Origin of the sequence: Sphingomonas changbaiensis NBRC 104936, from assembly GCF_000974765.1 — a bacterium.
Taxonomy (GTDB): Bacteria; Pseudomonadota; Alphaproteobacteria; order Sphingomonadales; family Sphingomonadaceae; genus Sphingomonas_B; species Sphingomonas_B changbaiensis.
The window spans coordinates 89,698-109,215 of the sequence record NZ_BBWU01000016.1; the positions used below are offsets into that span (position 1 = coordinate 89,698).

18 protein-coding genes are annotated in these 19,518 nt (G+C 65.7%); 9 read left to right on the forward strand and 9 right to left on the reverse strand.

Annotation, left to right across the window (positions count from 1 at the left end; all coding sequences use genetic code 11):
* Positions 1–87: 87 nt before the first annotated feature.
* Positions 88–1,905 (reverse strand): aspartate--tRNA ligase, encoded by a 1,818-nt coding sequence (gene aspS / locus SCH01S_RS03615; RefSeq protein WP_046347413.1) that lies wholly within the window; start codon positions 1,903–1,905, stop codon positions 88–90.
* 182 nt (positions 1,906–2,087) lie between these two features.
* Between aspS and rnd the strand changes: the two genes are divergently transcribed.
* Positions 2,088–3,260, forward strand: coding sequence for a ribonuclease D (gene rnd, locus SCH01S_RS03620; RefSeq protein ID WP_046347414.1), 1,173 nt, complete (start codon positions 2,088–2,090; stop codon positions 3,258–3,260).
* Between the two features lie 126 nt (positions 3,261–3,386).
* On the opposite strand, the gene SCH01S_RS03625 is transcribed toward rnd, so the two are convergent.
* From SCH01S_RS03625 to SCH01S_RS03640, 4 genes are read right to left on the reverse strand one after another with little or no spacing between them, the layout of a single operon-like run.
* Positions 3,387–4,880 carry a Ppx/GppA family phosphatase gene (locus SCH01S_RS03625; RefSeq protein WP_245612144.1) on the reverse strand — a complete coding sequence of 498 codons (1,494 nt, stop codon included), beginning with the start codon at positions 4,878–4,880 and terminating at the stop codon, positions 3,387–3,389.
* On the reverse strand, positions 4,877–7,018 hold the full coding sequence (locus SCH01S_RS03630) for an RNA degradosome polyphosphate kinase (protein ID WP_046347415.1): 2,142 nt from the start codon (positions 7,016–7,018) through the stop codon (positions 4,877–4,879). Before SCH01S_RS03630 ends, SCH01S_RS03625 begins: the two co-directional genes overlap by 4 nt.
* Positions 7,018–7,623 carry a P-loop NTPase family protein gene (locus SCH01S_RS03635; protein ID WP_046347416.1) on the reverse strand — a complete coding sequence of 202 codons (606 nt, stop codon included), beginning with the start codon at positions 7,621–7,623 and terminating at the stop codon, positions 7,018–7,020. The genes SCH01S_RS03630 and SCH01S_RS03635 overlap by 1 nt, the downstream gene beginning before the upstream one ends.
* Positions 7,620–8,900 carry a hypothetical protein gene (locus SCH01S_RS03640; protein WP_046347417.1) on the reverse strand — a complete coding sequence of 427 codons (1,281 nt, stop codon included), beginning with the start codon at positions 8,898–8,900 and terminating at the stop codon, positions 7,620–7,622. The genes SCH01S_RS03635 and SCH01S_RS03640 overlap by 4 nt, the downstream gene beginning before the upstream one ends.
* 59 nt (positions 8,901–8,959) lie before the next feature.
* Between SCH01S_RS03640 and purM the strand changes: the two genes are divergently transcribed.
* The 3 genes from purM (at position 8,960) to SCH01S_RS03655 (ending at position 11,844) form a co-directional block, all read left to right on the forward strand.
* Positions 8,960–10,054 carry a phosphoribosylformylglycinamidine cyclo-ligase gene (gene purM / locus SCH01S_RS03645; RefSeq protein ID WP_046347418.1) on the forward strand — a complete coding sequence of 365 codons (1,095 nt, stop codon included), beginning with the start codon at positions 8,960–8,962 and terminating at the stop codon, positions 10,052–10,054.
* Positions 10,055–10,297: 243 nt separating this feature from the next.
* Positions 10,298–11,239, forward strand: a complete 942-nt coding sequence (purN, locus tag SCH01S_RS03650) for a phosphoribosylglycinamide formyltransferase (RefSeq protein WP_046347419.1) — start codon at positions 10,298–10,300, stop codon at positions 11,237–11,239.
* Positions 11,236–11,844 carry a hypothetical protein gene (locus SCH01S_RS03655; protein WP_046347420.1) on the forward strand — a complete coding sequence of 203 codons (609 nt, stop codon included), beginning with the start codon at positions 11,236–11,238 and terminating at the stop codon, positions 11,842–11,844. The genes purN and SCH01S_RS03655 overlap by 4 nt, the downstream gene beginning before the upstream one ends.
* Before the next feature lie 90 nt (positions 11,845–11,934).
* Here SCH01S_RS03655 and SCH01S_RS03660 read toward each other — a convergent pair whose 3' ends face one another.
* Positions 11,935–13,782, reverse strand: a complete 1,848-nt coding sequence (locus SCH01S_RS03660; protein ID WP_046347482.1) for a CocE/NonD family hydrolase — start codon at positions 13,780–13,782, stop codon at positions 11,935–11,937.
* Between the two features lie 181 nt (positions 13,783–13,963).
* Here SCH01S_RS03660 and rplM point away from each other — a divergent pair, with 181 nt between their 5' ends.
* Positions 13,964–14,443, forward strand: coding sequence for a 50S ribosomal protein L13 (gene rplM, locus SCH01S_RS03665; RefSeq protein ID WP_046347421.1), 480 nt, complete (start codon positions 13,964–13,966; stop codon positions 14,441–14,443).
* Entirely contained in the window at positions 14,443–14,976 is a 534-nt protein-coding gene (rpsI, locus tag SCH01S_RS03670; protein WP_046347422.1) for a 30S ribosomal protein S9, read from the forward strand. Before rplM ends, rpsI begins: the two co-directional genes overlap by 1 nt.
* Positions 14,977–15,053: 77 nt before the next feature.
* Here rpsI and SCH01S_RS03675 read toward each other — a convergent pair whose 3' ends face one another.
* The gene (locus SCH01S_RS03675; RefSeq protein WP_157032783.1) at positions 15,054–15,323 is read right to left on the reverse strand and encodes a hypothetical protein; all 270 of its coding nucleotides are present in this window, start codon (positions 15,321–15,323) and stop codon (positions 15,054–15,056) included.
* Positions 15,324–15,374: 51 nt separating this feature from the next.
* Positions 15,375–16,799: a glycoside hydrolase 5 family protein gene (locus SCH01S_RS03680; RefSeq protein ID WP_157032784.1), complete on the reverse strand. Its 1,425-nt coding sequence runs from the start codon at positions 16,797–16,799 to the stop codon at positions 15,375–15,377.
* A gap of 119 nt (positions 16,800–16,918) precedes the next feature.
* Here SCH01S_RS03680 and SCH01S_RS03685 point away from each other — a divergent pair, with 119 nt between their 5' ends.
* Genes SCH01S_RS03685 through SCH01S_RS03695 form a run of 3 tightly spaced genes read left to right on the forward strand, consistent with a single transcriptional unit; the run spans position 16,919 to position 18,446 of the window.
* Positions 16,919–17,590 carry a dienelactone hydrolase family protein gene (locus SCH01S_RS03685; protein ID WP_046347424.1) on the forward strand — a complete coding sequence of 224 codons (672 nt, stop codon included), beginning with the start codon at positions 16,919–16,921 and terminating at the stop codon, positions 17,588–17,590.
* Positions 17,587–18,252: a phosphoribosyltransferase gene (locus SCH01S_RS03690; RefSeq protein WP_046347425.1), complete on the forward strand. Its 666-nt coding sequence runs from the start codon at positions 17,587–17,589 to the stop codon at positions 18,250–18,252. The genes SCH01S_RS03685 and SCH01S_RS03690 overlap by 4 nt, the downstream gene beginning before the upstream one ends.
* A gap of 11 nt (positions 18,253–18,263) precedes the next feature.
* The gene (locus SCH01S_RS03695; RefSeq protein WP_046347426.1) at positions 18,264–18,446 is read left to right on the forward strand and encodes a DUF3008 family protein; all 183 of its coding nucleotides are present in this window, start codon (positions 18,264–18,266) and stop codon (positions 18,444–18,446) included.
* 63 nt (positions 18,447–18,509) lie between these two features.
* On the opposite strand, the gene SCH01S_RS15680 is transcribed toward SCH01S_RS03695, so the two are convergent.
* Complete coding sequence (locus tag SCH01S_RS15680; protein WP_084689377.1) at positions 18,510–19,259, reverse strand: TMEM175 family protein; 750 nt, start codon at positions 19,257–19,259, stop codon at positions 18,510–18,512.
* Positions 19,260–19,518 lie beyond the last annotated feature (259 nt).

Below are 19,518 nucleotides of genomic sequence, written 5' to 3' on the forward strand. Positions count from 1 at the left end.
CTTCTTTTCGGCACTAAAGAAAGGGAGGGCTTCGACAAGCTCAGCCCAAACCGTGCTTATGTCACCTACTGTCCTATTTCGGGCCGATTACTCCGGGGCAACCACTGCGGCAGCAGCCTTGCCGTCCTTCGGCCCCGGACCATCGACCGTGCGGATGTGCAGCTCGCGCAGCTGCTTCGGTGTGACCTGGCTCGGCGCGCCCATCATCAGGTCCTCGGCCCGCTGGTTCATCGGGAAGAGGATGACTTCGCGGATGTTCGGCTCGTCGGCCAGGAGCATGACGATGCGGTCGATGCCCGGCGCCGAGCCGCCGTGGGGCGGCGCGCCGTATTTGAACGCGTTGATCATGCCGGCAAAGTTGGTGTCGACGTCTTGCTTGCTGTACCCGGCGATCTCGAACGCCTTGTACATGATTTCCGGCCGGTGGTTCCGGATCGCGCCGGAGGACAGCTCCACGCCGTTGCAGACGATGTCGTATTGATAGGCGAGGATATCCAAGGGGTCCCTGGTCTCCAGCGCCTCCAGCTCGCCCTGCGGCATCGAGAAGGGGTTGTGGGAGAAGTCGATCTTCTTCGCCTCCTCGTCATATTCGTACATCGGGAAATCGACGATCCAGCAGAACTCGAACCGGTTCTTGTCGATCAGCCCGAGCTGTTCGCCCACGCGTGTGCGCGCGGCGCCGGCGAGCTTGGCCGCCTGCCCTTCCTTGCCGGCGGCGAAGAAAATGCCGTCGTCCGGGCCGAGGCCGAGCGCCTCGATCAGCTTGCGGGTCGCTTCCTCGCCGTGGTTCTTGGCGATCGGGCCGCCGAGCTCGCCGCCCTTCTGGGTGATGTAGCCGAGGCCGGCATGGCCTTCGGCGCGCGCCCAGTCGTTCATGTCGTCGAAGAATTTGCGGCTCTTGTCTGCGGTGTTCGGCGCCGGGATCGCGCGGACGACCGAGCCGCCCTCGACCAGCCGCGCGAACAGGCCGAAGCCCGAGCCTTTGAAGTGTTCCGAGACGTCGGTGATGACGATCGGGTTGCGCAAGTCCGGCTTGTCGGAGCCGTATTTCAGCATCGCTTCCCGGTACGGAATGCGCGGGAACGGCGCGGGGCTGACCTGGCGATCGCCCGCGAACTCCTCGAACACGCCGTGCAGCACCGGCTCGATCGCTGCGAATACATCGTCTTGCGTGACGAAGCTCATTTCGAAGTCGAGCTGGTAGAACTCGCCGGGGGAGCGATCGGCGCGGGCGTCCTCGTCGCGAAAGCAGGGCGCGATCTGGAAATAGCGATCGAAGCCCGCGACCATGATCAGCTGCTTGAACATCTGCGGCGCCTGCGGGAGCGCGTAGAATTTGCCCGGGTGCACGCGGCTGGGGACGAGATAGTCGCGCGCGCCTTCGGGGCTCGACGCGGTCAGGATCGGCGTCTGGAACTCGGTGAAGCCCTGGTCGATCATCCGGCGCCGGATCGAGCTGATCACATGGCTGCGCAGCACGATGTTCGCGTGCAGCCGCTCGCGGCGGAGATCCAGGAACCGGTAGCGGAGGCGGATGTCCTCGGGATAGTCGGCCTCGCCGGCCACCGGCATCGGCAATTCCTGCGCGGCGGACTGGACCGTCGCGGTCTTCGCAAAAACCTCAATCTCGCCCGTCGGCAGGTTCGGATTGGTCGTGTCGGCGGCACGCGCCTTCACGAGCCCGTCGATCGTCACCACGGATTCGACGCGGACGCTCTCCAGGATCGGCAGCGCGGGCGAATCGACATCGGCCACGACCTGGGTGATCCCGTAATTGTCGCGCAGGTCGACAAACAACACGCCGCCGTGATCGCGCTTGCGATGGACCCAGCCGGACAGACGCACGGTCTCGCCGACGTCGGAGGCGCGGAGCGCGCCGCAAGTGTGAGTGCGGTAGGCGTGCATCTGTCGATCCGTTCTTCTTCGTCATCGGGGCGAAAGCCGGAATCCACCTGCCTTTCGCGTGAGACCGCAAGAAGAAGACGGTGGATTCCCGCCTTCGCGGGAATGACAGGTAAAATCGTCGCGCGGCGCTTCCTAGCGCGCGCCGGGATTGTCAAGGCGCGTGACAAAGCTATTGCGCAATCATGCACATCCATCCGCTGATCACGGACAGCGCCGCCCTCGCCGACCTTTGCGCCCGCCTCGCCAAAGCCCGTTTCGTCGCGGTCGATACCGAGTTCATGCGCGAGAACACCTATTGGCCGGACCTCTGCCTGATCCAGATCGCGGACGAAACGGAAGCGGCGGCGATCGATCCGAAGGCGGACGGCATCGACCTTGCCCCCCTGCTCCACCTGCTGGTCGACAACGAGGATGTGCTGAAGGTTTTTCACGCCGGCGGGCAGGACGTCGAGATCATCTATAACCTGACCGGCAAAACGCCGCATCCGATCTTCGACACCCAGATTGCGGCGATGGCGCTCGGCCAGGGCGAGCAGATCGGTTACGGCAACCTGGTCGATTCCTGGCTCGGCATTCAGCTCGACAAGGGTGCGCGTTTCACCGACTGGGCGCGGCGCCCGCTCGATCGGCGCCAGATCGACTATGCGATCGGCGACGTGACGCATTTGGTGCGCATCTTTCCAATGCTGGTGAACCGGCTGGTCAAGCAAGGCCGCGGCTATTGGCTCGACGAAGAGATGGAGCGGCTGGCCAACCCCGCAAATTACGAAAATGATCCCGAACTCGCTTGGCAGCGGGTGAAGATCCCGAGCCGCAAGGCGGAGGTGCTCGGGCGGCTCAAGGCGCTGGCGGCGTGGCGGGAAAAGGAAGCGCGCAGCAAGAACCTGCCGCGGGGCCGCATCGTCAAGGACGAGACGCTGGCCGACATCGCCGCTCACCCGCCGCGCGACCAAGGCGATCTCGCCAAGGTACGCGGTCTTTCTGCCAGCTGGGGCGGGAACGACATCGGTGGGAGGATGATGAAGGCGTTGGCAGAGGCCAAGCCGCTCGGCCCCGACGAAATGCCGCGCGATGAGAAGCGCCCGGGTCTCGGCAAGGAAGGCGCGCTGGTTGCCGATCTGCTGAAGCTTCTGCTGAAGATCCGCGCACGAGAGATCGACGTCGCTCCGCGCCTGCTCGCCCGGACGGACGAGCTGGAGCTGCTGGCGGCCGGCAGACGGCAGGGACTCGCGATCCTCGAAGGGTGGCGGTGCGAGCAGTTCGGTGAGGACGCGCTCGACCTGGTCGAGGGGCGGCTGGCGTTCGCGGTCAAGAACGGCAAGCTGAAGATGACGCGGACGGAGGCCGAGTCCTGACCTCAGAGTGTCCACACCGTTCGGCCTGAGCTTGTCGAAGGCCTCCCTTCTGTTTTCGGCGATTCAGAAACGAAAAGGGAGGGCTTCGACAAGCTCAGCCCGAACGGCCTTTTGGGACTCAGACGATCACACCAGCTTCGTTTCCAACCCCATCGCCTCCGCGAGTTGACGAAAGCGTTTGTCGACCGCTTCGCCATATAATCCGCGGTCCTCGCCGGGCAGGCTGAGGCACAGCGCCCTGCCCTCGACCCGCAACGACGAGCGGCGGAGCGGGCCGGCGACACCGCCGCTCAAGCGCTGGCCAAGGCGGATGGCCAGGCCCCATCGCACCGCGCGACGAACATCATTCTCGCCCGCAAGCGTGGCCAGCGCACCCAGCGACCCGGAGCCGCCGCCGAACGCGGAGAACAGCGCTTGCCCCAGCAGCACGCGCCCGCGCGCGTCGATGCCCACCCAATTGCCGTGCGCGCCAGTCTCGAAGGCCCGCTCGGCGCGGAATTCGGGGTTGGCGCGCCATCCGGTATCGCCGAGCAGGCAAGCAGCGAGCCGCAGCCGCGCGTCGGTATTTTTCGGAAACAGGGGCGCGATCCAGCGGTCGAGCAGTTCGCCGTGTTGCGGAAACCGGCCCTGCACGTCGGCCTCTTCGCGGCAGGCGGCGATCAGCGGGTCCTCGGCGCGGATATCCTCCGGCAATGCCTTGAACAGCAGCCCTTCGCGCAGGCCGTAAGCGGAGACGACCAGGCTCTTGGTCTGCAGCTCGCGGACCAGGACGGCCAGCATGGCCGAGGCTTCGCCGAGCATCGCGATGCGCGAACCTGACAGCGAAGGCACCAGCCGGAGTTGATCCCGGCTGCTCTGCGCGACCGTGCGCGCGAGACGATCCGCGGCTGACGGCGCCATCATATATTGATGCACGATCGGCAGCGGATAGCCCGCCAGCGCCATGTCGATGCGGGCCAGCGCGCGCCACGATCCGCCGACCAGATATAGCGGCAAGCCCCTCGCCTGCTTCAGCCAAGGGGCCCGTTTGAAATGCTCGGCGATCAGCGCCTCGAGTGCCCCTTTCTGCCCGCGCGTGCCTGCGATCCGCAAAACGCCCAGCGGGAAGGACACCCGATCCTGCACGCCACCGTCAGCCACGCGCGTCAGCTCCAGGCTGCCGCCGCCAAGGTCTCCGACCACGCCGTCTGCGTCGGGAATGGCCGACAATACGCCGAGCGCGGCGGCCTCGGCCTCCTGTTCTCCGGAAAGCAGCTCAACCGTCAGGCCGAGATCCGCCGCTTGGGCGAGGAGATCGTCGCCGTTGGTCGCATCGCGAACGGCGGCCGTGGCGACCGTGCGAAGCTGCTCGATGCCCATTTCATCAGCCAGCAGCTTGAACCGGCGGAGCGCGCAGAGCGCGGCGTCGATCGACGCCTGCGGAATGGCACCTGTTGCATCAAGGCTTCGCCCAAGCCCGGCCATGATCTTTTCGTTGAACAGCGTGGCCGGGATGCGCGTCGGGCCGCCATAGACGACCAGGCGGATGGAGTTGGACCCGATATCGATGATGGCCGAGCGCGAGCCGCGCGCGTGGCGAACGGCGGCGCTGGGGCGATCGAGCAAGGCTGTGTCGGTCACCGGCGCCTCAGGCTGAGTGTCGGCACGGCGTCGCTGTTGGCGAGCGACTTGCCGCGGCCGCTCAAGGACGGGTTGGTCATGAAATAACGGTGCAGATTGAACGGGCGCTCGCCGGGCACATCGCGAACATAGGAGCCGTCGGGGTGCAGCTCCCAGCTCTGCTCGTTGTCGATCAGGTTTGCGACCATGACCTGGTCCAGAACCTGATCGTGCACGGTCGGGTTCACGATTGGGAGCATATATTCGACGCGCCGATCGAAATTGCGCGGCATCCAGTCGGCGGACGAGATGAAGACCTTCGCTTTGTCGTTGGGCAGCGCGCGGCCGTTCCCGAACGCGAAAATGCGGCTGTGCTCCAGGAAACGGCCGATGATCGACTTGACCCGGATATTCTCCGACAGGCCGGGCACGCCCGGGCGCAGGCAGCAGATGCCGCGGATGACGAGGTCGACATGCACGCCGGCGGCGCTCGCCGCATAGAGTTTCTCGATCATCGCCGGATCGACCAGCGAGTTCATCTTGGCCCAGATGCTGGCCGGCCGCCCCGCCTGCGCGTGCGCGATTTCGTCGTCGATCAGCCTAGAGAGCCGTCCGCGCAGGTCGAGCGGCGAGATGGTCAGCAGCTCAAGGCTGGTCGGCTCGACATAGCCGGTGATGTAGTTGAACAGCTGCGCCGCATCGCGCCCGACGCGCGGATCGGCGGTGAAGAAGCTCAGGTCGGTATAAACCTTGGCGGTGATCGGGTGGTAATTGCCGGTGCCGAAATGGCAGTAAGTTCGGTAGCCGCCCTCCTCCCGCCGCACGACCATCGACACTTTCGCGTGCGTCTTCCACTCGATGAACCCATAGACGACCTGCACGCCGGCACGCTCCAGCGCGGACGCCCAGAGCAGGTTCTGCTCTTCATCGAACCGCGCCTTCAGCTCGACGACCGCGGTCACCGACTTGCCTGCCTCCGCCGCGTCGATCAGCGCGCGGATCACGGCCGACTGCTTACCGGCGCGGTAGAGCGTCTGCTTGATCGCGACCACGTCCGGGTCAGCCGCCGCCTGGCTCAGGAAAGCGAGCACCACGTCAAATGTCTCGTACGGGTGATGGACGATGATGTCCTTCGCCTTGATCGCCGCAAAGCAATCGCCGCCATATTCGCGGATGCGCTCGGGAAAGCGAGGACTGAACGGGTCCCATTTGAGGTCGGGCCGATCTTCCTCGGCCAAGGCTTCGAGGTCGCCGATGCCGAGCAGTCCGCCGGCGACCGTGACGATCGTCTCGCTCCCGCCCAATTCGCCGCGCACCTGGCGTTCCAGCGCTTCGGGAATTCCCTCTTCCAGCTCCAGCCGGATCACGCGGCCGCGGCGACGGCGTTTGATCGCGCTGCGGAAATAGCGGACCAGATCCTCCGCCTCTTCCTCGATTTCGATATCGCTGTCGCGGATCACGCGAAATGCGCCGGATCCGTTCACCTGATAGCCGGGAAAAAGCAGATCGGTGAACGCGCGAATCACTGATTCCATCGCAACGTAGCGCGCCCGCTCGCCCGGAATGCGGACGAAAGGCGGCAAGGTCGGCGGGAGCATCACCAGCTCGCGTATCGGCTCCTTGTCCGACAGGCGCACCAGGTCGAAGATCAGGCTCAAGCCCTTGTTCGGGATGAACGGAAAGGGATGAGCCGGGTCGAGCGCCTGGGGCGTGATGATCGGGAAAATGTGCGCGCGGAAATGCGCTTCCAGCCATTCGCGCGCGTCGGCGGCGAGCGCATTCTCACCAATCAGCTCGATCCCGGCGGCGGCGAGCGCGTCACGAAGGTCGGCCCAGACCCGCTGCTGGCTCTGCATCAGCGCCTCGGCCTCCGCCGTGACGGCGGCGAGTTGCTGGTTGACGGTCTGCCCCTCCGGCGACCGCTCGTCGACCTCCTGCAGCTGCTGGCCCTTCAGGCCCGCGACCCGGACCATGAAGAATTCGTCGAGATTGTTGCCGGAAATGGACAGGAAGCGCAGCCGCTCGAGCAGCGGGTGGCAAGGGTTGCAGGCTTCTTCGAGCACCCGTCGATTGAACGCGAGCCAGCTGAGCTCACGGTTGAAATAGCGCTGGCCGTCGCTCGGCGTCGCTTCCTCGCGCACGACCGGTTCGGGCCGCATCAGAACAAATCCTCCTGCCTGGGCGCAAACGTATCGCGCGCAAGCTTTACAGATAAACGAACGTGCTTGGCGAGCGCCGCTTCGTCGAGCGCGTCGACGGCCTGAATGATGCCGATATGGGTCCGCTCGATGCGCGGCATCAGCCACGGCACCAACCCCGGAGGGACCTGCAGGTTGCGCTGGAGCAGCAGCTTTTCGATCAATCCCGCCGCCAGCGCGTCGTCCGGATCGGCAAGGCCAATCACGGGTGTGGCGGATAATCTGGTTTTCAGGTCCGGCAGGCGGATTTTCCACGCCGGCGGCGCTTCGTCCGCGACGATCAGCAGCGGACGATGGCTTTCCTGAGCCGCGTTCCAGGCGTGGAACAGCTCTTCCTCCGGCCGGCGATCGGCGTCGTCGATGAGTCGGCCGCCCGACTTCTTCGCGAACAGGCGTCCCAAGAGGCTGCGACCCGACTTGCGCGGGCCGACAAGCAACGTCGCCATCACCGGCCAGGTGCCCCAATGCTCCAGATGCTTGACCGCGCGCGCGTTGCTTTCGCCGACGATGAAGTCTTCCTGACGCTCGTCGGCGGGCCAGCCGAGCGGCAGCGCCATCTGGCTCATTTGCGGGCCGGGGTACCGCTCGGGCTGGGCGACGGCGAGGCCGGCGCCGCGGGAGCGCCGCGCCGGATGCGAAGCGTGTTGGGCCCCTGCTGCACCTGCCAGCCGCGCGCCTGCAGCGCCGCAGCCAGCGTCGCCTGGTCGCCCGCGAAGCTCACCCGCATCACCGACACGCCGCCCAGCGCAAGGCTCGCCGTCTGCGCCGAACGGACGCCGGGGATGGAACGCAGCGTCGCTTCGCCGGCGCTGACCGAAGCGACGTCGGGCGTGTCGTACTGCACGTTGACTGTCGCCAGGCCAGGCGTGACCGCGTCGGTCAGGATCGTCGGCACTTCCTCCGGAATCGTGTCGTCGGCGGTCAGCTCCTCGTCCGTCGGCGCGACAGGCTCCGCGATCAGTGACGGATCCGGCACCAACCGGCCCTGCTGCAGCGCCTGGGTGAACAAGGCATCCATCCGCTTCACGCCTTCGTCCATCAGCTTCGGCAGGCCGTCGGCCGAATCGACGCGGAGCACGAAGCCGCCGAGATAATCGCGATCGGGGCCGTGGAAGGCGGAGAACCGCGCGATCACCGGTCCGCCCGGCCATTGGCGGTCGATCTGCACTTGCGGGATCAGCACGTCGGCGGCGCCATAGCCGTCGATCAGCAGCCGCCACCAGGTGCGGCCCGGCCGCCACGTCTGCGCCGGCGTCAGGATCAGCGAATCGACGCCGGTACCCGTCGGCCGAACATAATCGATCGCGCTGCCGCCGGTGCGGAACCGCGCCCACGCTTTCTGCCATTCGGTCCGCGTCTCGAACGCCTGCGGCACTCCGCCCGACCACTGGACGGGAATCACCAGCATCGGCGCCGAGCGAAGCTGGCTGCCGGACGTGCCGAGAATCGTACCCGCCCGCGCGCGATCGAACAGCACGCCCAGCCGCGCGATATAGCGATGCGGGCCGATCTGCTCGTCCTCGACGACAATGCCGGCGACGATGCCGTCCAGCGCCGAATCGGACAGGTCCGGCCCCTTCTCTCCGGCGTGCATGCGTGACCAGAGAGCGTCCCAACCCTTGCGCTGCGCGATCCGCCAGCCGGCGAGCCGCGCCGCTTCGGACGTGCTCGCATAGGTATCGACGTCGATCCCCGTCACCTCGAAGCTGGACGAGCTGTCGATCGGCGGCACGCCGCGATCGCCGCCTTCGATCTGCGCGCGCAGCACCGCCGCGGCGCCGAGCGCCACGATCAGCAACAGGACCAACGGAATCGGAACGGAGAAACGGCGCAGGGCGATCACGCCGCCCTTCTGGCGCGTCCCCGGTGGAAATCCAAGCGTCTTGTGGCTAGGGCCGCGCCATGAACGACGGCGACAGCTATACCTATGCCCGGGCGGGCGTCTCGATCGAGGCCGGAAACGCGCTGGTGAAAGCGATCGCGCCGCTGGCCAAGGCAACGCGCCGGCCGGGCGCCGATGCAGAACTGGGCGGCTTCGGCGGCTTCTTCGACCTGAAGGCCGCGGGCTATACCGACCCGCTGCTGGTCGCGGCGAACGACGGCGTTGGCACCAAGCTGAAGCTCGCGATCGAGCATGACCGGCACGACGGCGTCGGCATCGACCTGGTCGCGATGTGCGCGAACGACCTGATCGTCCAGGGCGCAGAGCCCCTGTTCTTCCTCGATTACTATGCGACCGGAAAGCTGGAGAGCGGCGTTGCGGAGCGCGTGATCGGCGGCATCGCGGAAGGCTGTCGCCAGGCCGGCTGCGCGCTGATCGGCGGCGAAACCGCGGAAATGCCGGGCATGTACGCGGACGGCGACTATGACCTTGCCGGCTTCTGCGTCGGTGCGGTCGAGCGCGACCAGGCGTTGACCGGCAACCGCGTGAAGGCCGGCGACATGATCCTGGGCCTCGCCTCCACCGGCGTCCATTCGAACGGCTATTCGCTGGTGCGCCGGCTCGCGGCGGACAAGGGCTGGAAGCTCGACCGCCCTGCCCTGTTCGATCAGGACGTGCTGCTGATCGACGCGCTGATGGCGCCGACGCGAATCTACGTGAAGTCGCTGCTACCCTTGGTCCGCGAAGGCAAGATCGCTGCGCTCGCCCACATCACCGGCGGCGGCCTGCTGGAGAATGTGCCACGCGTGCTGCCTGATGACCTCCACGCGCGGATCGACGCGGACGCCTGGCCGCAGCCGCGGCTGATGGCGTTCCTGCAGGCGCAGGGGGCGATTGAGCCCGGGGAAATGGCCCGCACCTTCAACTGCGGCATCGGCATGGTCGCGGTCGTCGCGCCGGAGCGGGCGGACGGCGTCAAGGCCGCGCTGGAATCCGCGGGTGAGACGGTGTTCGTGATCGGCCGTGTCGAACAGGGCCCGCGCGGCTGCACCGTGTTCGGCTCAGACGAAGCCTGGTCGGCTCGAGGGGCCTGGGAGGCCAAGCACCTTGCCTGAGCGGGATTGGGTTCACGCGAAGACGCGAAGACGCGAAGATGGTTCTCGCGGAGGCGCGGAGGCGCGGAGGGCCGGGATCCGCGAAGCGGCTTCAGCGCTTTGCTTGCGGCAGGAAAGCGTTTTTTCGCCGGCGCAAGCACACGGCCGAGATGCAGCCCCTCCGCGCCTCCGCGCCTCCGCACGAACAAACCCTTTTCTTCTTCGCGACTTCGCGGCTTCGCGTGAGCAGATCGGAGGCCGGACATGAACAGAGCCCGGGTCGGCGTGCTCATTTCCGGGCGCGGATCGAACATGGCGGCGTTGCTCTACGCGTCGCGGCTGCCGGATTGTCCGTACGATATCGTGCTGGTAGCTTCGAATGACCCGGAAGCGGCGGGGCTCACGCTCGCAACGGCAGAAGGCGTCCCGACGTTCGCCCACGCCCACAAGGGCATGAAGCGCGTCGAGTTCGATGCGCTGATCGACGAGCAACTGCGCGCGGCCGACGTTGAGTTCGTTGCGCTTGCCGGCTATATGCGCCTGCTCTCGCCCGAGTTCATCGACAAATGGGCCGGCCGGATCGTCAACATCCACCCGTCGCTGCTGCCCAGATATAAGGGCCTCGACACCCATGCGCGAGCGCTCGACGCGGGCGACCGCGCGGTCGGATGCTCGGTGCACGTCGTGACGGCGGAGCTCGACGACGGACCCGTGCTGCGTCAGATCGAAGTCGCGGTGCTGCCCGGCGATACGGCCGAAACGCTTGCCGCGCGGGTGCTGATCGCGGAGCATCAGCTCTATCCGCGCGCGCTTGCCGACTATGTGATGCGCGACAGCACGCCCGAGGCGAAGCTCGCCCGCGTGCGCGAGATCGCGCTGGCCCTCCCGGGCGCGGAGGAGACCACCTCCCACGGCATGCCGTGCTTTCGGGTACAGGGCGGCAAGATGTTCTGCTATTTCACGCACGACCATCATGGCGACGGCATCATCGCGATCATCGTCAAGACCAGCGGGCCGGACGAACAGGCGCAGCTGATCGATCAGGACCCGGACGTCTATTACCGCCCCGCCTATTTCGGGCCGAGCGGCTGGGTTGGCGTAAGGCTGGACACTCCCGACACGGACTGGGACCATGTCGCGAATAGAATCGAGCTCAGCTGGAAGCTGGTCGCTCCACGAAAACTGCTTGGGATCAGAGACTTTTGAACGAAACACCTGAGGAACGGCGCGAAGCCGCCAAGATCCGCCGCCGCTGGATCTCGCTTGGCGAGGCGGTGGCCGTCGCCGCGGTGCTGATCTCCGCCGCGACGCTGTGGAACAGCTATGCCGAGCGCAAGAGCACGGAAGCGGATCGGGCTGCGACAGCGCAGAAGGAGGGAAAGGTCGAAGCCGCGCTCGTCCTTCGGGCCCGTCCGGCCGACGACGGCAAGCAGCTGACGATCGAAGCCGTCGATCCCGACCAGGTCATTCAGAGCCAGCGGCTGATCCTGCCGGCCAAGCTGAACGTGAAGCCGATCGAGACCGCAGGCGATGCGCGGATCGAGGCGCGCTGGCTGTCCGATGCGCTGAAGGAATCGGGGCTAGAGCGCACCAATGCCGGCGACCTCAGGGTTCCGATCGCGATCGTCAGCCGGTTCACCAGCAAAGGCGAGATGCACAGCGCGGCAGCGGTCTATCAGCTCGCCTATGTGCGCGAAGGACATTTGCTCGGCGGCAGCAGCATCAAGCTGCGCGGGCTGTCGCTGGTGAGCCGGGTGCCGGAGTCACAGGCGCAGAAGGCAGTGGATCGGGTCTGGAGCGTCAAACGCTAGACTCCGTTCGTTTCGAGCGAAGTCGAGAAACGGCCGCTCGGAGCCTGCGCTTCTCGACTTCGCTCGAAGCGAACGGTTTCGGGGATACGACTACTCGCCTACAACCGGCAGCCACACCGCGCTCGGGTGCGCGGCATCGTGGTAGATCGTCTGCGTCGCCTTTCGGTAATCGCCCGGTTTCGCGTTGAAGATGTTGGGCACGAAGGTCTGCGGGTTTCTGTCGTAAAGCGGGAACAGGCTCGACTGGACCTGCACCATCAGCCGGTGGCCGGGCTCGAACACATGATTCACGTTCGGCAGCGACCAATGGTAGTTCTCGGCCTTGCCCGGCTTCAGCGCCTCCGGCTTCTCGAAGCTGCGGACATAGCGTCCGCGGAAGATCTCGATGCCGATCGGCAGCTCGGAGCCGTCGGGCGAAACGTCGATCAGCTTCACCACCCAGTCGCTGTCGGTGCCGCTGGTCGCGGCCCACAGATCGACTTTCGGCGCGCCCATGATGTGCACCGGCTTGTCGAGCGGTGCGGAGGTGTAGGTCAGCACGTCCGGCCGGCTCTCGACGAAGCGCTGGTCGTGGACCAGCCAGGTCCGCCAGACATCGTTCTCGCGCAAATGGACCGGGCGGGGCACGAACGGCACCGGCTTGGCCGGATCGGAGATATAGGTATCGGAGCCGCCGTCCGGCTTGCTCCATGACAGGCCGAAGCTGCCCTGAAGATAGACGGGCGTCGGCGTGCCCATCGGCCATTTCGGCGTGACCTGCCACTGGTCCGCGCCGGTCGCATAGGTCAGCACGGGCGGTGTCGGCGTCTGCGGCGCGCCGTCCTTCAGATAGCGATCGAGGAACGGCTTCATATAATCGCGGCGGAACTGGAGCCCGGTGTCTCCCTTCACCTGCACCTGGCCGAGTTCGCGCGCCTCGTAATTGACGCCGCTGTGCCGCCAGGGGCCGATCACCAGCGACACCATGTCGTTGTTCGTGTCCTGCGGCTCGAGCGCGCGGTAGACCGCCGGCGCGCCATAGCTGTCTTCCTGGTCCCATTGGCCCACCACCAGCATCGTCGGCACGGTCAGCTTGCGGGCGCCGAGCAATTTGTCGACCGCCTGCTCCTGCCAATAGCTGTCGTAGCTCGGGTGCTCCATCATCTTGCGGGTGACGGCGAAGGCGTCGAGCCCATAAAGGCGCGCGAAATCGCCGGCCGAGCCGGCATCCAGATAGGCGTCGTAATCGTCGCCGATGCCATAGGGCACGTCGCCGTCATTCTTCCGCGCCATCTGATCGGTAAAATAGTCGAAACCCGGCAGGCGGAAGGCGCCGTTGTGGAACCAGTCGTCGCCCATCCAGCCGTCGACCATCGGGCTCTGCGGCACCGCAGCCTTCAGGGCTGGATGCGGATCGATCAGCGCCATCAGCGACGTGAAGCCGAGATAGGAGGAGCCGGTGATGCCGACCTTGCCGTTCGATTCCGGCACGTTCTTCACCAGCCAGTCGATCGTGTCATACGCGTCGGTCGCGTGATCGACGGCCGTATCGTTGAGCGGCCCCCGAAGCGGCCGGTTCATCACATAATCGCCTTCGGATTTCCCGAGGCCGCGCACGTCCTGGTAGACGCGAATATAGCCGTCGTTGACGAACTCCTTGTCCATCACCGGCAGGATGTCCTCGATCTTCTGGCTGCCGTTCCGCCACGTCGCCTTCCCGGCATCGTACGGCGTGCGGCTGAGCAGGATCGGGCCGTTCTTCGTGCCCTTGCGCATGACGATAACGGTGAACAGCTTCACGCCGTCGCGCATCGGGATCATCACCTCGCGACGGATATAGTCCGCCTGCGGCCGGACGCGCTGATATTCCGCGACCGTATCCGGCGCCATCGGCGGCGTTTGGCCGGTGGCGATGGCAGGAACGAGGGCGAGGGTTGCGAGCAGAAGGGCTTTGGTCATGGCGCGGATTTGTTGCATCCGTGATCCGGATTGTCACCCCCTGCACTGCGTGGATCGGGTAACATTTTACCCGTCACGAAACCCGCTACTTTGCTTGACTTTTTGTCCCTCCGCACGCAATTGCCCGCCAGCAGCGCCGCCCCTGCCGGGCGGCGTCGTTCGTTTCTAGACAGAGGTAGCCATGAAGGCGCTCATGAAGACGACCAAGTCGGCCACGCCGGCGACGGTCGAGAAGAAATGGCATCTGATCGATGCCGACGGGCTGGTGGTCGGGCGTCTCGCCTCGATCGTCGCCAACATCCTGCGCGGCAAGCACAAGCCGAGCTTCACCCCGCACATCGATTGCGGCGACAACGTGATCATCGTCAACGCGGACAAGGTGCGGTTCACCGGCAACAAGCTGAAGGACAAGGTGTACTACAAGCACACCGGTTATCCCGGCGGCCTGAAGGAAGTCACCGCGGGCAAGGTGCTGGAAGGCCGCTTCCCGGAGCGCGTGCTCGAAAAAGCCGTGGAGCGCATGATTCCGCGCGGGCCGCTCGGCCGCCAGCAGATGCGCAACCTGCGCATCTTCGCCGGCCCCGAGCATGACCACGCCGCGCAGAACCCCGAGGTGCTCGACGTCGCCTCGATGAACCGCAAGAACAAGGTGGGCGCATAATGTCCGACACGCGTCAGTCCCTCGCCGATCTCGGCGCCATCACTCAGGGTGCGGAACCGGCCGCGGCCGGCACCGAAGCCGCCGCTCCGGCTGCTCCCGCGCAAAACCAGATCCAGGCCGTTCTCCGCGAACAGCAGATCGACAAGCAGGGTCGCGCCTATGCGACCGGCCGCCGCAAGGACGCGGTCGCCCGTGTCTGGCTGAAGCCGGGAAGCGGCAAGATCGTCGTCAACGGCCGCGACCAGGAAGTCTATTTCGCTCGCCCGACGCTGCGCCTGGTGATCAACCAGCCGTTCGACGTCGCCGAGCGCCGCGAACAGTATGACGTGATCGCGACCGTGAAGGGCGGCGGGCTTTCGGGCCAGGCCGGTGCGGTCAAGCACGGCATCGCCCAGGCGCTCAGCCGCTACGAGCCGGCGCTGCGTTCCGCGGTCAAGGCTGCCGGCTTCCTGACCCGCGACCCCCGCGTCGTGGAGCGCAAGAAGTACGGCCGCGCCAAGGCCCGCCGCAGCTTCCAGTTCTCGAAGCGCTAAGGCTTACCGCAAATCCGAAAAAACAAAGGGCGGTCCCATCGGGGCCGCCCTTTTCGTATTTCGATTAGCGGGGAGCTCTATTTCTTATTGCCTCTGCCCTTGTCGCGGTTGGCATAGAGCAGCGCCGCAACCAGCGCGGCCGAGCCGATTCCAACGCCGACGCCCGCCGCAATCCAAGCGCCGCGATTATTCTCGTCAGGGGCGCGTTCTTCTCCGTCCTTCGCTTCCTGCGCGGACTTTACAATCTCGTTCACCGGTTTCTCCGTCGGGCCGCCCGCCGCATCGTCGGCAGGCGCACTTCCGGGTGTCGTTTCGGAGCCAATGCGCGTTTCGTCAAGACTGGACACCAACACTCTCCTTGCTCGCCTTTCCAACGAACGGAGGCGGCACCGTTTCCGTCAGACGCGGCGGATCGCGAGCGCCAGGTCGCCGGCTGGCATCGAAATCCGGACAGCCGACGCATCACAGCACCAGCGCATCAGCTCGCGGCCGCCGAGCGTATCGAAGCTCGTGACCTCGATAGCGCCCCCAATCCCGGGCACTCGGAATTCCAGCACGCGCTCGCCTTTCGGTGTCATCATGCCGCGCACGTCGCATTCGTTCGTGCGGATCAGCCAGACAATCGCCTGGTCGGCATCGCCGCAGCCAAATCCGGCAATGCCCTCAGGCAATGAGAGGGTGAGCGGCTGGCGATGGAAGCGCGTCCAGTCGATCAGCGGCAGGAAGCGCGACAGCGCGGCCTGCGCCGCCCGCATCCCTTCCGTCAGGATGTGCGGCGTGCGATTGGGCCAGCGCATCCCGCCCCCTGCTCCGCCGGCCGCGAGATGCGCCCATTGGATGTGACGGAAATATTCGTCGTCGAACGAAGCGGCGAGCGTGCGCTTCTTGTCCTTGTATTTGTGAATCGGGCCGTGCTCGCTGTCGAGAAACGGCCGGTCGTCGCGGATTTCGGCGATGCTTTCCTGAACGATCCGTCCCATGTCGAGCGCCGGCGCAACGGTGTCGCGCGGGTCGTCGATCGTGCCTTCGTAATAAATGTGGATCGTCGCGAAATCGAGCTCCGGGTGGCGGAACAGCGGTTCCTTCAGCGGCATCTCCGGCCGCCACCACAGCTCCGGCCCGAACAGCGACACCGTCTGCAGGTGCGTGCGGCCATGCGCCTCCTGCTCGACGCGGCGCAGGTGCGCCGAGATATCGTGGATGAAGCTCGGGAACGGCTCGGCGCTCCAGCCGGCCTGGGAGGGATGGATTTCGTTCCATAGGTCCCAGGCGAACAGCGCGCCCGAATGGCCCCAGCGCCGGGTCGCAAACGTCAGCCGCGCCTTGATCGCGTCGCGTGTTTCCGCACAGGTCAGGATTTCGGACGGATGCGCGAGCGGACCGCCATTGGCGCGGTTCCACGGGTGATCCTTCCAGTGCATCCAGGTCCAATAGGTATCGACCGGCGTCAGCAGCAGGCGCATGCCGACCCGCTCGCAGAGCGCAAACAGATCGTCCCAGAGCTGCACCATCGCCGGCACGAAGCGGCCCGCCGGCCGTTCGAAATAGCGATGCCGATGCTGGGCATATTCGAGCATCAGGCGAATGACGGTGACGCCGCTGGCTTTCAGGCGGTGCAGAAACGTTTCGACGGCGGGCAGGTCCTTGCGGCGAAAGAGGCCGTTCAGCTCAGGCCAGTTGATCGCGTTGTTGTCGCCGATCGGCGTCCAGGCCTCTCCGCTTTCGGTCACGAAATAGGGCAGGCCCGGCCGCGTCGTGATCCACTCGAGCGCCGTCGCGCGGGGAGGAACAGCGGTCAGCGGATCGTCGGCGGAGCGGAACATCTGCCGCGAAACGCGAGCGCGGGCCTTCGGTGGCAACCGTTTCGGTCGCTGGCGAAATTTAGCAGACTGCGGCTTGGAACAGCACGATTGGCTCTCCGTTGACCGCGCGAGAGGTCCGCATGGTCTTCGCATTCACGACCGGGACGCGGGAAGTCCGCATCGAGCCGCCGGGCCTGTCCGGCGTCCTTGGCGTTCCAGACAATGCTGCCGGGCTCGTGATCTTCGCGCATGGCAGCGGCAGCGGCCGGCACAGCCCCAGGAACACTCACGTCGCCGGTCGGCTGCGCGAAGCCGGCATGGCGACATTGCTGCTCGACCTGCTGACGCCGGAGGAGGAGCGCGACCGCGCCAATGTGTTCGATATCCGCCTGCTCGCCTCACGGTTGATCGAGGCGACCGGCTGGGCAGCGCGCCAGGACAGGACGCGGGGGCTGCCGGTCGGCTATTTCGGTGCCAGCACCGGCGGCGGCGCAGCGCTGGTCGCGGCGGCGGTGTGCGGGCCGGAGATCGCCGCCGTAGTGTCGCGCGGCGGCCGACCCGACCTTGCCGGCGGCGCCCTGCTCCAGGTCGTCGCCCCGACGCTGCTGATCGTCGGTAGCCTGGATGGCCCGGTGATCGAGATGAACCGGGAAGCGCAGGCGCGGATGCATGCGGAGGTGGAGCTGGTGATCGTGCCGGGCGCCGGCCACCTGTTCGAGGAATCCGGCACGCTAGACCAGGTGATCGAACATGGCCGTGGCTGGTTCCAGCAACACTTCCGCCGCGTGAAGGCGGGCGAGGCAGCCCGGTGATCGGCGCATCCGTGCTGTTCGACGATCGCCGCGATGCCGGCCGGCGCCTGGCCGCGGCCGCGCGCGAATACGCGGCCGAGGACCCGATCGTGCTGGCGTTGCCGCGCGGGGGCGTGCCGGTCGCCTACGAAGTCGCCAAAGCGCTCGAAGCGCCGATGGATATGCTGTTCGTGCGCAAGATCGGCGCACCGGGGCATCCCGAATACGGCATCGGCGCGGTCGTGGACGGGGACAATCCGCAGGTCGTGCTGAACGATATCGCCGATCAGCTCGGCATTCCCGCGGCCTATGTCGAGCAGCAGAAGCGCCGCGAGCTCGATGAGATCGAGCGCCGCCGTCGGGCCTATCTGGGCGATCGCGAGCCGCTGCCGGTCAAAGGCCGCACCGTCATGGTCGTCGACGACGGCATCGCGACGGGCGGGACGGTGCGCGCGTCGCTGCGGGCGATGCGGCACGCCGGAGTCCGTCGCCTGATCCTCGCCGTGCCGGTCGCGGCCGGCGACACGATCGCGAGCCTGCGGTCGGAAGCGGACGAGATCCTGTGCCTGGCAACGCCCGACCCGTTCTACGCGGTCGGCATGCACTACCGCGATTTCGAGCAGACCAGCGACGACGAAGTGGTGCGCCTGCTCGCCCAGGCGCAGCGAATGGAGCAAAGCTAGAGGAGAAGACTATGCCGGCAAAATCGAAGAAGCAGCAAATGGCCGCAGGCGCGGCGCTCGCCGTCAAGGAGCACAAGAAGCCGAAATCGAGCCTGAAGGGCGCCTCCAAGCAGATGGAGTCGTCGATGAGCAAAAAGGAGCTCGAAGACCTGGCCCACACCAAGCGCAGCAAGCTGCCTGAAAAGAAAAACTGACACTCAAGCTGAATGGCGCGACGCCATAGCGTGCCACTCGCGTACTCGCAGCCAAACCGTACCTTAATTCGCCTTCACGCCGTCGGCGCCTTGCCTACGGCGTCGATTGGGCGAATCGATTTCGATATTGTGAGATGACTCACCTGGGCTTTCCTTCGCCATTTCGCGGGCGATCCATCTGGCGAGAAGGTAATAATCCACCCAGATCACGACGGTCCCGATCGCTATTACCCACCACGTTGCGTGTGGGCTCCAGAATGCGAGAAATACCGCGCCAAATATGGCCAACGCCATGCAGGCCGCCGTCGACAGCCACAATGCCAGGATGATTTTCGAATCGATGGTATCGGCGGTCAGTGTGCGCCCGCAAAAGAGAAGATCGAGGGTATAAACCAGGCAAAGCCCCGCAATGTCGAGGCAATAGGGCGCGTATCCCCAAGGGGAATCCGGATAATTCCCCATCATCGCGGAGGCGAACGGAATCAGCGACGCAAACATCAGGGACCCAAGCGTCAGCACGAGGTGCAGGAAGTTGCTGCGCCTGATCACGCTGTGCAGCAGGAAGGTGAATGTCCAACCGATCGACGCGGCGGAAAAGGCGATAGCGAACGCGGCAAACTTCGGCGCGCTGGCAGCGATCGCGGCGTAGATTTGAGCGTCGGTCAACCGTTCCGGAATCTTGAGTTCCAGCACCAGGATCGTGAGAACGATGGCGTACACGCCGTCAGTCAAAAAGCTCAGCCGATCGACCGCTAAGGTTTCATCAGCGCCGTGCCGTAATTTAAATGGTAACATCGACGCCCCCAATGACATCCGGACACGACGTACTTATCGTTGGGACTTACATCGGCCCCCGTCGCCAGACTAGCGGCTCGTCGAGCCACCGACGAACGACCATTTATAGGCTCGAGCTTGGGTGACCACAGCGGCGAATTGTGGGGCGAAAGCCGACGCGCGTTGGCGGGCTCCTGCGCATGATGGCGCATGTGGCGGAGCGGGAGGTTTCCCCTATATTTTTCCAACGATTTGATATGGATATGGGGCACTTGAGGGTCTGAAAATCGGCCCCACA

What these genes read in the sequence shown, in the direction of transcription:
- aspS (WP_046347413.1), bottom strand. Translation starts at nt 1,905, where the DNA reads ATGCACGCCTACCGCACTCACACTTGCGGCGCGCTCCGCGCCTCCGAC.
- rnd (WP_046347414.1), top strand. Translation starts at nt 2,088, where the DNA reads ATGCACATCCATCCGCTGATCACGGACAGCGCCGCCCTCGCCGACCTT.
- SCH01S_RS03630 (WP_046347415.1), bottom strand. Translation starts at nt 7,018, where the DNA reads ATGCGGCCCGAACCGGTCGTGCGCGAGGAAGCGACGCCGAGCGACGGC.
- SCH01S_RS03635 (WP_046347416.1), bottom strand. Translation starts at nt 7,623, where the DNA reads ATGAGCCAGATGGCGCTGCCGCTCGGCTGGCCCGCCGACGAGCGTCAG.
- purM (WP_046347418.1), top strand. Translation starts at nt 8,960, where the DNA reads ATGAACGACGGCGACAGCTATACCTATGCCCGGGCGGGCGTCTCGATC.
- purN (WP_046347419.1), top strand. Translation starts at nt 10,298, where the DNA reads ATGAACAGAGCCCGGGTCGGCGTGCTCATTTCCGGGCGCGGATCGAAC.
- SCH01S_RS03660 (WP_046347482.1), bottom strand. Translation starts at nt 13,782, where the DNA reads ATGACCAAAGCCCTTCTGCTCGCAACCCTCGCCCTCGTTCCTGCCATC.
- rplM (WP_046347421.1), top strand. Translation starts at nt 13,964, where the DNA reads ATGAAGGCGCTCATGAAGACGACCAAGTCGGCCACGCCGGCGACGGTC.
- rpsI (WP_046347422.1), top strand. Translation starts at nt 14,443, where the DNA reads ATGTCCGACACGCGTCAGTCCCTCGCCGATCTCGGCGCCATCACTCAG.
- SCH01S_RS03680 (WP_157032784.1), bottom strand. Translation starts at nt 16,799, where the DNA reads ATGTTCCGCTCCGCCGACGATCCGCTGACCGCTGTTCCTCCCCGCGCG.
- SCH01S_RS03685 (WP_046347424.1), top strand. Translation starts at nt 16,919, where the DNA reads ATGGTCTTCGCATTCACGACCGGGACGCGGGAAGTCCGCATCGAGCCG.
- SCH01S_RS03695 (WP_046347426.1), top strand. Translation starts at nt 18,264, where the DNA reads ATGCCGGCAAAATCGAAGAAGCAGCAAATGGCCGCAGGCGCGGCGCTC.
- SCH01S_RS15680 (WP_084689377.1), bottom strand. Translation starts at nt 19,259, where the DNA reads ATGTCATTGGGGGCGTCGATGTTACCATTTAAATTACGGCACGGCGCT.